General features: G+C 32.5%; 13 protein-coding genes and 1 other annotated feature. All 13 genes read left to right on the forward strand.

Going from position 1 to position 13,794, the window contains the following annotated elements; translation table 11 throughout:
- Positions 1-42 precede the first annotated feature (42 nt).
- The 13 genes from M2475_RS01165 to M2475_RS01225 all read left to right on the forward strand — a co-directional run bounded on the left by M2475_RS01165 (position 43) and on the right by M2475_RS01225 (position 13,783).
- Positions 43-408 carry a histidine kinase gene (locus M2475_RS01165; protein WP_277489065.1) on the forward strand — a complete coding sequence of 122 codons (366 nt, stop codon included), beginning with the start codon at positions 43-45 and terminating at the stop codon, positions 406-408.
- The gene (locus tag M2475_RS01170; protein WP_277489066.1) at positions 395-892 is read left to right on the forward strand and encodes a hypothetical protein; all 498 of its coding nucleotides are present in this window, start codon (positions 395-397) and stop codon (positions 890-892) included. The genes M2475_RS01165 and M2475_RS01170 overlap by 14 nt, the downstream gene beginning before the upstream one ends.
- 5 nt (positions 893-897) lie before the next feature.
- Positions 898-1,893: a LacI family DNA-binding transcriptional regulator gene (locus tag M2475_RS01175; RefSeq protein WP_277489067.1), complete on the forward strand. Its 996-nt coding sequence runs from the start codon at positions 898-900 to the stop codon at positions 1,891-1,893.
- Positions 1,889-2,082: a binding site (T-box leader), on the forward strand. (Overlaps the previous gene by 5 nt.)
- A 29-nt stretch (positions 2,083-2,111) precedes the next feature.
- Positions 2,112-3,341 (forward strand): tyrosine--tRNA ligase, encoded by a 1,230-nt coding sequence (tyrS, locus tag M2475_RS01180; protein WP_277489068.1) that lies wholly within the window; start codon positions 2,112-2,114, stop codon positions 3,339-3,341.
- A 60-nt stretch (positions 3,342-3,401) separates the two neighbouring features.
- Positions 3,402-3,926, forward strand: coding sequence for a hypothetical protein (locus M2475_RS01185; protein WP_277489070.1), 525 nt, complete (start codon positions 3,402-3,404; stop codon positions 3,924-3,926).
- Entirely contained in the window at positions 3,919-5,559 is a 1,641-nt protein-coding gene (locus M2475_RS01190; RefSeq protein WP_277489071.1) for an oligosaccharide flippase family protein, read from the forward strand. Before M2475_RS01185 ends, M2475_RS01190 begins: the two co-directional genes overlap by 8 nt.
- Positions 5,556-6,260 carry a pseudouridine synthase gene (locus tag M2475_RS01195; RefSeq protein ID WP_277489072.1) on the forward strand — a complete coding sequence of 235 codons (705 nt, stop codon included), beginning with the start codon at positions 5,556-5,558 and terminating at the stop codon, positions 6,258-6,260. Before M2475_RS01190 ends, M2475_RS01195 begins: the two co-directional genes overlap by 4 nt.
- Complete coding sequence (locus M2475_RS01200) at positions 6,257-7,135, forward strand: thymidylate synthase (protein WP_277489073.1); 879 nt, start codon at positions 6,257-6,259, stop codon at positions 7,133-7,135. The genes M2475_RS01195 and M2475_RS01200 overlap by 4 nt, the downstream gene beginning before the upstream one ends.
- Entirely contained in the window at positions 7,135-7,605 is a 471-nt protein-coding gene (locus M2475_RS01205; RefSeq protein ID WP_277489074.1) for a dihydrofolate reductase, read from the forward strand. The genes M2475_RS01200 and M2475_RS01205 overlap by 1 nt, the downstream gene beginning before the upstream one ends.
- Positions 7,606-7,631: 26 nt before the next feature.
- On the forward strand, positions 7,632-9,497 hold the full coding sequence (gene nadE, locus M2475_RS01210; protein ID WP_277489075.1) for an NAD(+) synthase: 1,866 nt from the start codon (positions 7,632-7,634) through the stop codon (positions 9,495-9,497).
- A gap of 61 nt (positions 9,498-9,558) precedes the next feature.
- Entirely contained in the window at positions 9,559-9,855 is a 297-nt protein-coding gene (locus tag M2475_RS01215; RefSeq protein WP_277489076.1) for a post-transcriptional regulator, read from the forward strand.
- Entirely contained in the window at positions 9,848-12,139 is a 2,292-nt protein-coding gene (gene secD, locus M2475_RS01220; RefSeq protein ID WP_277489078.1) for a protein translocase subunit SecD, read from the forward strand. Before M2475_RS01215 ends, secD begins: the two co-directional genes overlap by 8 nt.
- 51 nt (positions 12,140-12,190) lie before the next feature.
- On the forward strand, positions 12,191-13,783 hold the full coding sequence (locus tag M2475_RS01225; RefSeq protein ID WP_277489079.1) for a DHH family phosphoesterase: 1,593 nt from the start codon (positions 12,191-12,193) through the stop codon (positions 13,781-13,783).
- The last annotated feature ends 11 nt before the right edge of the window (positions 13,784-13,794 follow it).

A 13,794-nucleotide genomic window follows, 5' to 3' on the forward strand; every position in this document is an offset into this window, starting at 1 on the left:
AATGCTTTCAAGATAAGGTAAAATGACTAAAGAGGTGCAAATATGGGAAGTGATCAAATAATAGAAATATTAAGCTTAGCAGCATATCGTTTGTTGCCGATAGCAGGACTTGTATTATTGATATATTTGATTATATTATTAAAAAATATAATTGATGCAATAAAAACGTTAAATAATACATTAAAAACAACGGATGAACAAATCCGTAAGTTAGATAAGCCTTTGGAGACAGTACAAGATTTATCCGAAACGGTAGATAAGATTCATGATGCTTCTAAAGGGGCGATTGGCAAAGGAATCAATATAATGAAAGATGGTTTGGATGCCATGAAAGATAAACTTCAAAAAAAGAAAGATGTGGATGAAGTTGTAATTGTTGAGGAGGTTGTGGATAATGAAAAAAAATGATTTTGAAGAATTCGAGCAATCGACAAAATTTCAAGTAATTAAGTTAGAAGAAGAAAATAAAGGAAATGATCGAAAAAAACAAATCGTAGATAATTTAACAAGTGAATTAGAACGTGTTTTTAAAGGTGCTAAAAAAGCGGTTGATGATACAATGTCAAGTGAAGAAGCAGAAAAGGTATTTGAAAATGCGAAAGATAAAGCGGATACACTATTGGAACGGACGAAAAAAGCATTGAAGGATTTCCGTGAAGATGATCGTGTACAAGATGTTATTACGAAGATTAATGATACTTTTGATTCCATCGTTACATCTATTTCAGAAAATGAAACTGTGCAAAACGTGGGGAACAAAGTAAATGACTTTGTAAATAGTGACTCTGTGCAAGATGGTATCCATACAGCAAAGAGAGTTACACTAGATCTTGCTGATAAGGCACACGATGGGTTGAAGAATTTATTGGGTGCGAAAGATGGCAAGGAGTAGGAATGATGAAAAGAATTACAATATATGATGTAGCAAAAGAAGCAAATGTATCGTTAGCAACGGTTTCTAGGGTTATAAATGGTTCTGAGGTAGTCCGTGAGGACACTCGTTTGAAAGTACAAGAAGCAATTGAAAAGCTTGGATATAAACCAAATGCAATTGCCCAAGGTCTTGCTTTACAAAAGACAACAACAATTGCTTTTGTAATTCCAGAAGCTAGTTTTTTCTATACTGGACAAATCATTAATGGACTTATTGATGTAGCAAAAATTTATAATTATAATATGGTATTGCATACAACAACTGAAGGTATTTTGGCAACGAGTGATATCATTGAAACAATTATTAAATCTCGCGTTGATGGTGTTGTAATATTTAATGATAAGTTAGACAAAGAAGAAATCGCAACGCTTACGAACTATGATGTTCCAATTGTGGTGATTGGTAATCGTATTTCTGATAATAATATTTGCTCTGTATATGTAGATTATGAAACTTTAATTTATGATTATGCAAAGCGATATTATGAAAATGGAAAAACGAATATAGCTCTAGTTGAGGATCGTAAAAATCCAGCAATGATTGAGCAATTACGTCATGGACTTGAAAAAGTATTCAAAGAGCATGGAGATACGTTTGAGAACTATATTAAAATTCCAAAAGAATATCGCTCTTCTTACGAGTATTTAAAAGAATATTTTAAGACGAATAAACATGACCTTGTAATAACATATCGTGATTCTCAAGCGATGGCTGTTTTAAATACAGCACGGGAAGTTGGAATTTCTATTCCTGATGAAATGGAACTTGTATGTGTGCTTGATAGCAAATACAATGCAATGGCACGTCCACAGATTTCAGGGTTTAAAATTCCAGACTATGATTTAGGTGCTGTTTCAATGCGAATTATGACAAAAATGTTGCAAGATGATGCCAAAGATGGTTATAATAAAGAAACTGAGTTGAGTTATATATTTACTCCTCGTGAAACAACAAAATAAAGCGATGATAAGACATAGTACCAAGTGATTGTATTATAGAGACATGATGGATGGTGAAAATCATGATACATAATTTGGGAATACACCTTTGAGCTCCTTAATGGCGTGACTTCTGCGTTAAAGAGTCTGAGTGCATACAAGTTCATTTGTATGAAGTAAGGTGGTACCGCGTTATATTACGTCCTTAGTAGGACGTTTTTTTATTGGAGGAAAAGAAAATGAAATTATTTGATGAATTGAAATGGAGAGGGTTAATCAATGATATTAGTAGCCCTGAATTAGAAGATAAATTAAACAATGGAAGTTTAACTTTTTATATTGGAACAGATCCAACAGGTGATACATTACATATTGGACATTATTCAAGCTTTTTGATTGCTAAGCGTTTAAAAGATGCAGGACATCATCCTATTTTATTAGTTGGTGGTGGAACAGGGTTAATAGGGGATCCTAAACCTAATACAGAAAGACCAATGATTACAAAAGAGCAATTGGATTACAATTATAAAAAATTACGAAGCCAAGTTGAAAAATTGTTTGGTTTTGAAGTGGTAAATAACTATGATTGGATGAAAGATATTCATTTCATTGATTATTTACGTGATTATGGTAAATATTTTAATATAAATTACATGTTAGCCAAAGAGACAGTAAAGTCACGTTTGGATATAGGGATTACATATACTGAGTTTTCTTATATGATTTTACAAGCACTTGATTTCTTGCATTTATATGAGTATCATGACTGTGTGTTGCAGGTGGGTGGACAAGACCAATGGGGAAATATAACAGCTGGAATTGAATTGATTCGTAAGAAGCTGGGAAAAGAGGCATATGGGTTCACAATGCCATTGATTACAAAAGCAGATGGTACAAAATTTGGTAAGAGTGAAGGAAATGCGATCTGGTTAGATAAAGAACAGACATCCGCTTATGAAATGTATCAGTTCCTAGTGAACTCTGAAGATGAAAAAGTTATTGATTATTTGAAAAAGTTAACTTTTTTGGATAAACCAATAATTGACGAATTAGAAGAAAAAGTTAAAGTGGAACCATTTAAACGCGAAGCACAAAAAGTGCTGGGAAAAGAAGTCGTTACCTTCTTACATGGTGAAAAAGAATATGAAAAAGCATTGAATATTACCAATGCATTATTTAAAGGGAATATTCTAAGCTTAAGCCAAGCAGAAATCCATGATGCATTAAAAGGGTTTGATAAAATTCAAATTGCAGATAATGTAACACTTGTTGATTGTTTAGTGAATGCAAACATTGCTTCAAGTAAAAGAGAAGCAAGAGAATGGATTAGTGGAAACAGTATTCAAGTAAATGGTGAGAAAATAACTGATTTGGACTTTGTTGTTTCCAGCAAGAATGCGATTGATAAAAACTGTACATTAATCAAGCGTGGAAAGCGGAATTATTTTGTAATTGAACAAGGGGTATAATCCCTTGTTTTTTTATTTCAGAATGAGGAAAATATGGTATAATCATATGGAGGTATATTTATGAAAAAAATTCTTATTATGTGTACTGTTTTTTTTCTATCATTAAGTGGTTGTGGAAGTGATAACACAGATGAAGAAGCACAGTATCAAACATATAAGCAATTCAAAGAAAAGTTGATTGCTAATAATGGAACATTGTCATATAATATCCCATTCAACTATGAAGTAGAAGTAATAGAGTTGGATGATGGTACTTATTCCTATACAGTGCTTGTTGATAATCCACAAATTGTAATGAATCAAATTCAAATGATGGCATTGGATGCACAAGCAGTTACAGATGATAAGATGGAACCGACAATAGGTGTTTTCGAAGAAGAAACTTATTCCATGGTACCCAATCAAGTAGATGCTAAAAAAGGGTATCCAGAAGGATTGGCAATAAATAGCATTTCTGAAACAAAGGATTTTACAATTTTTGTAATTGTTTCATTTTATAAAGACGACCAAACTAATATGCAAGTGTTTTTTTCGTTTCATGTGGTAGATGGTGTCGTTGTTGGAGATGAGGTAATTTATGAATAATAAAAAACAATCAATTTTAGCAGGTGGTCTTATTTCCAGTGCAGGAATCTTGATATCAAAATTTCTTGGATTACTATATGTGATTCCATATGATACGATTTTACAGACTGCACAAAATCGTGTTTATTATGCAAATGCATACAATATTTATTCTTATGTTTTAAATATAGCGACAGCAGGGTTGCCGTTTGCTATAGCAACTTTGATTGCGCGATATGCAAGTCGTAATGATTATCGAACTTGTTTGATGGTAAAGAAAATATCTTTTTATACGATGGCGGCATTCGGTTTTATATGTATGTGTGCAATGATTTTATTTAGTCCGATGATTGCAGAACAAATTGTACCAGATGAAGGTAGCTATAATATTATGCGTAATGTCGTTATTTTGATGTCATTAGCAGTCTTTATTATTCCAATTTTAAGTTCAATGCGTGGCTTTTATCAAGGATTTAAAGAAATGGAAATTTATTCCACTTCACAGGTTATTGAACAGATTACGAGAATTATCTTTTTGCTTGGTGCAGGAGCTTTGGCTGTTTATGTATTTCATAAAGACGCAATTTGGGCAGTATACTTTGGAGTGATTGCAGCTTCAGTCGCTGGCTTGTTGACGATTTTATATATTAAAAGTTATGATCGAACAAAGTTGAAGGTAATAAAACGAAAAGCGAAAGAGCAAGAACATCAGCTTAATATTGCTCCTTATGAATTGTTCAAAGAGTTAGTTTTTGTGGCTATTCCATTCTTATTGATTGCAGTATTTGGGTATTGCGATACAATCATTAATCAAATGGATATTGTGCCTGGATTGAAAGCATTTGGTGTTGCTAAGAAAGAAATAACTTTATTGCAAGATGCAATCTTCTTTAAAGCTAATAAATTAATAGCAATTCCAATGATATTGGCACCAGGATTTAGTTCTGCCATTATCCCATATATTACAACAGCGTTAGAACAAAAAAATAGAGGTTTGGTAAAAAAGTATATTTTGGACTGTGTTGAATCTGTAATATATATAGCGTTGCCAATTTGTTTTGCATTATTTGTTTTTGCTAAACCAATTATTTTCACCTTATTTGGTGTTTCTGGCAACAACATTAACCTTTATGCTGATGTACTGCGGTGGTTTTCATTAGAAGCTTTATGCGCTACGGTATGTCCGATTTTTTCAACCTTAGTTATGGCATTAGGATCAAGACGTAAAATCGTTTTAAATACAGCTATTTTTGCAATTGTAAAGGTTGCTATAAATCGTTTGTTGATTTCTTACTTAGGGATGCCAGGAATGGTATTATCAAGTTTCATTGCATATGCGATTTTTGCAATTTTAAACATTTGGGTAATTCAAAAGAGTTACAATGTAAATTGGAAGTATACATTCCGTAAAATTATCTTTATGTTAGCTGGATTAGTAGGTTTCTATTTGTTTGCTAAAGTATTTGGATTCATAGGAATGCTAGACTATAGTGGATCGCGATTTATTAGTTTAATTTATTTGGGAATTATGGGAATCGTTTGTTGCTTAGTTTATTTAGTAATTACAGGATATTGTAATATTCCACAATCCATCTTTGATATTAATCTAAAACAAATTGTACAAAAATTTAGTAAACGAGGACGACACAAATGATTCGTTTAGATAAGTATCTAGCGCATGCAAAATTGGGTACAAGAAAAGAAGTGAAAAAACTAATCCGAATGGGAATGATTAAAGTCAATGGGGAAGTATGTTTTAATGATGATATGAAAATTGATGAAAATGATAGCATAAGTTATGAAGATGAAATTGTTTCTTATCAGGAATATTATTATATTATGTTGAACAAGCCAGTTGATTATTTAAGTTCTACGATTGATGAACATTATCCAAGTGTACTCAATCTGATATATGAAGATTTTGCTTATGATTTATTTCCTGTAGGAAGGTTAGATGTTGATACAGTAGGGCTATTAATTTTGACGAATGATGGGAAATTATCTCATCAATTATTATCGCCTAAAAAACATGTGGAAAAAGAATACTATGTGGAATTGAAAGAAGCTATAACCCAAAAGGATATAGATACTTTAGAAGCTGGAGTCCAGTTGGATGATGAGTGGACAAAGCCTTGTAAAGTAATTGTAAAAGATGAGAGACACGTACATATTGTTATATGTGAAGGTAAGTTTCATCAAATAAAACGTATGTTTCATGTAGTACATAATGAAGTTTTATATTTAAAGAGAATACGTATGGGGGAAGTGTGGTTGGATGATGTTTTAGAAGAAGGCGATTATCGCCCTCTTACAATAGATGAAATACAAGCATTGAAAGGAGTAACAAAGAAATGAAAGCTTATTTAGATATGTGTGAATATATTTTAGAAAATGGAGAAGATCGTGACGATCGTACAGGTACTGGAACGAGAAGTGTATTTGGGTACCAAACGCGTTATAATTTATTGGATGGATTTCCATTGATGACAACAAAAAAAATGTTCTTACGTCCTATTGCTGAAGAACTATTATGGTTTTTAAAAGGGGATACGAATATCAAGTATCTTGTTGATCGCAATGTGCGCATTTGGAATGAATGGCCATATGAAAATTATACAAAGAGTAGTGCATACCAAGGAGAAACATTAGAAGAATTTGTGGAAAAAATAAAAGAGAGTGATGATTTCGCTGCCGAATTTGGTGAGTTGGGACCAGTATATGGAAAACAGTGGCGGGATTTCAATGGCGAAGGTGTGGATCAAATTAGCAAGTTGGTTGACAGTTTGAAACACAATCCTTTCTCGAGACGTCATATAGTTTGTGCATGGAATCCAGCACAAGTTGACTCTATGGCACTTCCACCATGTCATGCATTTCTTCAATTTTATGTAAGTGCAGATCGTAAATATTTATCTTGTCAATTGTACCAACGCAGTGCAGATGTGTTTTTAGGCGTTCCATTCAATATTGCGTCTTATGCACTTATGACAGCAATGTTAGCACAAGTTTGTGGATATGAGGCAAAGGAGTTTGTACATACGATAGGAGACGCACATATCTATAAAGATCATTTTGAAGTTGTGAAAACCCAATTGGAACGTAAACCACTGAAAAAATGTAAACTTGCTTTAAATAAAGATGTTACTTCCATTTTTGATTTTACAATTGATGATATTAAGATTGAAGATTATGAAAGTTATGAAAAATTAACTGGAAAGGTGAGTGTTTAATGGTTTCGTTAGTTGTAGCAATGGGCGATAATCGTGTAATTGGGAAAGATGGATGGATGCCTTGGAATTTACCTGAGGATTTAAAAACATTTCGTTCAATCACATTAAATCACGATATTGTAATGGGAAAAACAACCTTTATTAATATGAAAAAGCCATTGCCTAAACGTCATACATATGTTGTTACACGTAATAAAGAATATGCATATGATCATGAAGATGTGAGTATTGTACATGATTTTGATAAATTATTAAAAGCGTATCAAGAAAAAGAAGCAACTCTTTATGTGTGTGGCGGTGCTAAGGTTTATGAATACGCATTACCATATGTAGATGAAATGTGGATTTCTTTAGTAGATGATCATTATGAAGGAGATACTTTTTTTCCAGCTTTTGATGAACAAGATTTTATCGTAGTAACAAAAGAAAAAAAAGAGGGTTTTACGTTAATTCATTATCGTAGAAAATAATTGTAGAATTAGAAAGGGGTGAATCTATGAAAATATCATTGGCACAGATCAATGTTGAGAGTGGAAAATGTGAGCAAAATTTTCAAAAAATAAAGACGCTGATTCAGCAAGCCAAAGATGAGCAAGTGGATATTATTGTTTTTCCTGAAATGTGTATCAGTGGCTATTTGTTGCATGATAAATTTTTAGATGATGCCTTTTGTAATTATATTGCATCTTATAATGAAAAAATAAAAGCATTATCAGCAGGAATAGGAATTGTTTTTGGGAATTTGCATTATCAAGCAATTCAAGATGTAAAATATGGTCGGGATGGTAGGAAGGCTCGGTTTAATGCGGTCTTTTTCGCTTGTGATAAAAAATGGGTAAAAAAAGAAAACGAACAGTTGGATGGGATTCATATTAAACATTTAAATCCTGATTATCGTTTCTTTGATGATTCTCGTTATTTCTTAAGTGGGATTGAAGTTTCTAATCATTTATACCAGAAGATGGATGCTTTAATTTCACCATTCATATTTGAAAGAAATGGAAAAATATATCGAATTGGATTAGAAGTATGTGAGGATCTTTGGAGTTTTGATTATAGTGTTGATGTTACTAGTGTATATGCACAACAGGGAATTGATTTTTTAATTAATGTTTCAACTAGTCCTTATACACGAAATAAAGAACATTCACGACATAGGCAGATAAAAAAACATGTTGAACATCTTGGAGATAAAATGCCAGTTGTTTTTTATGTCAATGCCGTTGGAATGCAGAATACAGGAAAAAATATTGTCCTGTTTGATGGTGATAGTAGTGTTTATAATACACAAGGAGATTTAGTTTTCTCCTTGAATGATAGATTTAAAGAAGAATATCGAGTGTATGATTTCAAAAACAATGCGATTGCAGAGCGTTGCGAAAATAAAATTTTAGCAGCATTAACTTGTGCCATCTATGAATTTGATCGTCAGATATTTCCTTTTAAGCCCAAATGGGTGATTGGGTTGAGTGGTGGTATTGATAGTTGTGTGAATGCTGCATTGCTTGTAAAAGCATTGGGTAATGAACGAGTTATTGGTTACAATATGGCAACGAAATACAATTCTCAAATGACTAAGAACAATGCTCGAATTTTAGCGGATAAGTTAAATATAGAAATTCGTGAAGGAAGCATTGAAAACATTAATGATGCAACATTAACAACAATGCAAAATTATGGATATGAAAATACTTATGATTCTTTAGTTTATGAAAATATACAAGCAAGAATTAGAGGACATCTATTATCTAGTTTTGCATCTATAGAAAATGGTGTAATCATAAATAATGCAAATAAAATTGAAGTTGCTTTAGGATATTGCACATTGTATGGAGATAGCATAGGTGCAATTTCTCCAATTGGAGATCTTAGTAAAGTACAAGTGTTTGAATTGGCTAAGCAATTAAATGAATATTTTGGAGATGAAATAATCTCAAAGTCTTTGATACCTGAGGTAATTGATGATGAGATTTATTGGCAAATGCCTCCTAGTGCAGAGTTGAAAGATGAACAGTTGGATCCAATGAAATGGTATTACCATGATTATATTATTCAAATGTTACTTGACTATCCAACTGGGAATATTGAAAAACTATTAGAAAGTTATCTGGATGGTACCATCTATGAAGGTCCTTTAGGTCCTTGGATAAAATATTATGGCTTGGATAATGGGATATCTTTTATTGAAGATTTGGAATGGTTGCTTAATAAAATGTATGGTTCTGTTTTCAAAAGAATACAGATGCCACCAATTGTTGTGTTGAGTCGTGGAGCCTTTGGAAGTGATTATCGGGAGTCTCAATTAGGGTTTCTTAAGACAAGTACATATGAAGCATTGAAGTTAAAAATATTAAGTTTGTAAATTTTTTTGGTTTTTTTAGAAAAATGATTTATAATATTACAGTATGTATTGAGGTGAAGGTATGGTAAGTGAGAAAATTTTAAACGACAAGGATGTTCAGCTGGCCTTGACACTAAAGACAAATCAGTTGAAACGTGAAAAATTGCATTCACTTACATATAAACAAGTGCTTCGCACCTTAACAGAATATGTATGGCGTAATAAAAATGTTACTTCTATGCATATTGCTGTGAATGACATTATGAAATTAGATGTTTCGGTTGTTGTGGCTTTTTTGTCTCTAAGCGCAATAGAGAAAGGATCAAGATTAAATCTAGATGATATCAATGGGGTACTGAGAGGAGAATTAGATGATTAAAAAAAGACTTATTGTATTTGGATGTACAATGTTGGCTTTAGTAAGTATTGTAGCTTTATTTGCTAAAGACGCTGTCAATAGTATGAATTTAGGGTTAGATTTAAAAGGTGGTTTTGAAATCCTTTATGATGTGAAACCTTTGGAGGGTGCATCAAAGGATAGTGTTGATATGGCGGCTGTTGCTAGCGCTGTTTCAAAAAGAGTAAATGTTTTAGGAGTTAGTGAACCGGATATTAGTGTAGAGGGTGACCGTATTCGTGTTCAATTAGCTGGTGTAAAGGATAATGAGCAAGCTCGTAATATTATTTCAAGCAGTGCTACTTTATCATTTAGAGACACAAGTGATAACTTGTTAATGGATGCTACTGTTTTACAAGAAGGTGGTGCATCTATCGGGTATCAAGAAGGAAAGCCAGTAGTTTATTTAAAAATTGCAGACACTTCTAAATTTTATGAGGTAACAAGTACATTATCACAAACTACAGATAAATTAATGGTTACTTGGCTTGATTATAAAGATGGGCAAACCTATCGTGAAGAATCAAGTAAAGTAGATAAAGATGGTGGTCCTGCATATATTTCTGCAGCTACTGTAAGTGAAGGATTAAATAGCGAATCAGTTGTTATATCTGGTAGTTTTACAGAAGAAGAAGCACAACAACTTGCAGATTTATTAAATTCAGGATCGTTAAACTTCCAGATGAATGAAATTTATTCAAATGTAGTAAGTCCTAACTTAGGGGTTGGTGCTTTTGATTCAACAATGTTGGCTGGAGGAATTGGAATTCTAGCAATCATGATCTTTTTGATTTTGATTTATCGTTTTGCAGGAATTATTTCTGCTGTTGCGGTTGCTGCTTATACATTTGGTGTATTAGTTGTCTATACACTTTTAGGAGGTGTCTTTACCCTTAGTGGTATTGCTGCACTTGTTCTAGGAGTTGGTATGGCTGTTGATAGTAGTGTAATTACTTTCGAGCGTATTAAAGATTGTTTATTGATGGGACGTAGTGTTAAACAAGCTTATAAAGAAGGAAACCATAAATCGTTATCAACGATTTTAGATTCACAAATTACGACATTGCTATCTGCTGTAATTTTGTATACATTTGGAACAGGTACGGTAAAAGGTTTTGCAACGATGTTGATGATTTCAACAATTCTAGCAATCGTTTTCAATGTAACAATTGTTCGTTTCTTATTAGGTCAAGTTGTTAAGAGTGGTTACCTAGATAATAAGAAGAGCTGGTTTGGAATTAAGGAATCTGATATTCCTGACTTGGTTCGTGGAGAATCAAAAAAACCTAGTGGTGGTAGATTTGCTAACTTTGATTTTATTAAGAATGCAAAATATTTTGCCTTTGTTTCTTTAGCTGTTATTGTAATTGGAGTTGGATCTATTGCTATGAATTTAGCGAATGGAAACGGTGCTCTTGATTTAGGAATTGATTTCTCAAGTGGTACAAGAATTACAATGGAAGCGGAGAAATCATTCAAAAGTGATACATTAGAAAAAGAATTAAAAGATTTAGGTGTTGATCCAAGTGATATTACACTATCAGGTAAAGGAAATACGGTTGCATCTGTTTCGATAAAGGATGCAATTACAGAAGAACAACGTGAGAAGATTGCAGATTATATGAGTGAAAAATATAAAGCTGAAGTATCTGATTCTGTTGTATCTCCAATCATTGGTCAAGAGTTGGTAAAAAATGCCTTTATTATGTCGATTCTTTCATGGATTGGAATCTTGATTTATGTAAGTATTCGATTTAAATGGGATTATGCAATCAGTGGTATTGTGGCTTTAATTCATGATGTGTTCATCATTCTAGCGGTGTTTGCAATTTTCCGAATGGAAGTTACAACCGATATTATTGCTGTTGTGTTGACGATTATTGGATACTCAATTAATGACTCTATAGTTGTCTTTGATAGAATGAGAGAAAATGTTGCTGCACATGGACGTAAAGCAATCAGTAATGAAGGATATTATGAAATTGTTAACAAATCGTTACAAGAAATAGTTGTTCGTTCAATTATTACTTCTGTAACAACGATTATCCCAGTAGTTTGTCTATTGATTTTTGGAAGTAGAAATATTCTAGATTTCAATATTGCACTAATGGTTGGTCTTGTTGCTGGTACAGTTTCATCATTGTTTATTGCATCTCAACTATGGTACATTTTACGTATCAAGTTTAAACCAAAAAACAAGGTTAGAAAAAGACATAAAAAAGTTGATGAAGTAGAAGAACATATTATTCCAGGAGTAAATGACTAAAAGGATGCATTGCATCCTTTTTTTGTGATAGAATGATAACAGGAGTTTTTTATGATATATGAAGAATTAAAAGTAGATGGGTATCAAGTAATTCAAGAAAAGTATGGAATCAGTGAATTGGCAGCAAAGGTGTTAGCTAGTAAACATCTTGATGATGTAATGATAAATAAACTTTTATATACTGATATGAAAACATCAGATTTTGATTTGTCTTTTATAAAAGATATTATTACTTGTATACAAAAAGCAAAACAGAATAATGAAAAAATTATGATCTGTGGGGATTATGACTGTGATGGGATTTGTGCGACCACGATTTTGTATGATGCATTGAAGCGATATGGTTGTGATTGTGGATACTATATCCCAGATCGTTTTACAGAAGGCTATGGAGTGAATATGAATACGATTAAAGCGGCTGTAGAAAAAGATTACAAAGTGTTAATTACAGTTGATAATGGTGTGAAAGCTACAAATGAATTACAATTTGCAAAAGAACAAGGGTTACAGGTTATTTTGAGTGATCATCATGCTTACGATGAAGAAGATTTAGTATATGACTATTTCTTGCACCCCAACATTTTAGATCCCTTTTATGGGAAGCTGTGTGGAACAGGATTAGCATATTTAATTAGCAAAGCTTTAATTGGTGATGATCCTTATCATACCGTGTTGGCTTGTATTGCTACAGTTGGAGATATGGTAGGAGTCTTGGATGCGAATCGAGTAATTATCAAAGAAGGAATTCATTTATTAAAAACGATGGATTTTCCAGCAATTACATTATTAAGCGATACAAGTAACCATTGGGATGCAACAAAAATAGCTTTTCAAATAGTCCCCAAAATGAATGCATTGGGAAGACTTGCAGATGAAGCAAATGTGAATACACTAGTTCGTTATTTGCTGATAAGAGATCGAGCATCACTTGAAAAGGTAGCTGTTCAAATAAATCGATTGAATGAAAAGCGCAAGAAGATAAGCGCAACAAATGAAAAAGAAGCATTATCGTTAGTAGATGAAACACAAGCTTTTATTATTGTGAATAGCGAATCTTTTCATGAAGGGTTAAATGGTGTTGTAGCGGCTAAAATAAGTAAAAAATATCAACGTCCTGCAATGGTTCTTACACAAAAAGGTTCAACTTTAAAGGGAAGTATTCGCAGTGTTGGTATTGATATTTCTACGTTCTTTGATGAATTCAAAGATCAACTATTAAGTTTTGGTGGGCATCGACAAGCTGCAGGTATTTCTTTAAAGGAAACAGTACTTGAAGATTTGATAGATTATACACAAATGAAATGTGAAATAGAGTTTAAGGAAGAGCATCAGCCATACCTTTCATTGAAAAGAGAAGATGTTACTTTGAAAGCAATAGAATCATTATCATCTTTAGAACCTTTTGGAGTTGATTTTGAAAAACCCAAGTTCATGATTTATGAAGATGAATTGGATGCATCTGTAATGAGTAATGGATTGCATTTAAAATTTAAGTCTCCTTATATGGAATATGTGTATTTCCAACATGGACATTTGTTGAATTCTCTAGCAGGGAAGCCAATTACTTTTATAGGTGATTTAGGCATTAATGTATTTCGAAATAAAAAAACTGTTAACATGATTGTAGATGATGTGATAGAATAAGTTTTAGAGGT

This window comes from Breznakia sp. PF5-3 (assembly GCF_029504745.1).
GTDB lineage: Bacteria > Bacillota_I > Bacilli_A > Erysipelotrichales > Erysipelotrichaceae > Breznakia.

Coding starts and splice junctions, on each gene's coding strand:
- M2475_RS01215 (WP_277489076.1), top strand. CDS start 9,559: ATGGTAAGTGAGAAAATTTTAAACGACAAGGATGTTCAGCTGGCCTTG.
- M2475_RS01225 (WP_277489079.1), top strand. CDS start 12,191: ATGATATATGAAGAATTAAAAGTAGATGGGTATCAAGTAATTCAAGAA.
- secD (WP_277489078.1), top strand. CDS start 9,848: ATGATTAAAAAAAGACTTATTGTATTTGGATGTACAATGTTGGCTTTA.
- M2475_RS01170 (WP_277489066.1), top strand. CDS start 395: ATGAAAAAAAATGATTTTGAAGAATTCGAGCAATCGACAAAATTTCAA.
- M2475_RS01185 (WP_277489070.1), top strand. CDS start 3,402: ATGAAAAAAATTCTTATTATGTGTACTGTTTTTTTTCTATCATTAAGT.
- M2475_RS01165 (WP_277489065.1), top strand. CDS start 43: ATGGGAAGTGATCAAATAATAGAAATATTAAGCTTAGCAGCATATCGT.
- M2475_RS01195 (WP_277489072.1), top strand. CDS start 5,556: ATGATTCGTTTAGATAAGTATCTAGCGCATGCAAAATTGGGTACAAGA.
- M2475_RS01190 (WP_277489071.1), top strand. CDS start 3,919: ATGAATAATAAAAAACAATCAATTTTAGCAGGTGGTCTTATTTCCAGT.
- M2475_RS01175 (WP_277489067.1), top strand. CDS start 898: ATGAAAAGAATTACAATATATGATGTAGCAAAAGAAGCAAATGTATCG.
- M2475_RS01205 (WP_277489074.1), top strand. CDS start 7,135: ATGGTTTCGTTAGTTGTAGCAATGGGCGATAATCGTGTAATTGGGAAA.
- M2475_RS01200 (WP_277489073.1), top strand. CDS start 6,257: ATGAAAGCTTATTTAGATATGTGTGAATATATTTTAGAAAATGGAGAA.
- tyrS (WP_277489068.1), top strand. CDS start 2,112: ATGAAATTATTTGATGAATTGAAATGGAGAGGGTTAATCAATGATATT.
- nadE (WP_277489075.1), top strand. CDS start 7,632: ATGAAAATATCATTGGCACAGATCAATGTTGAGAGTGGAAAATGTGAG.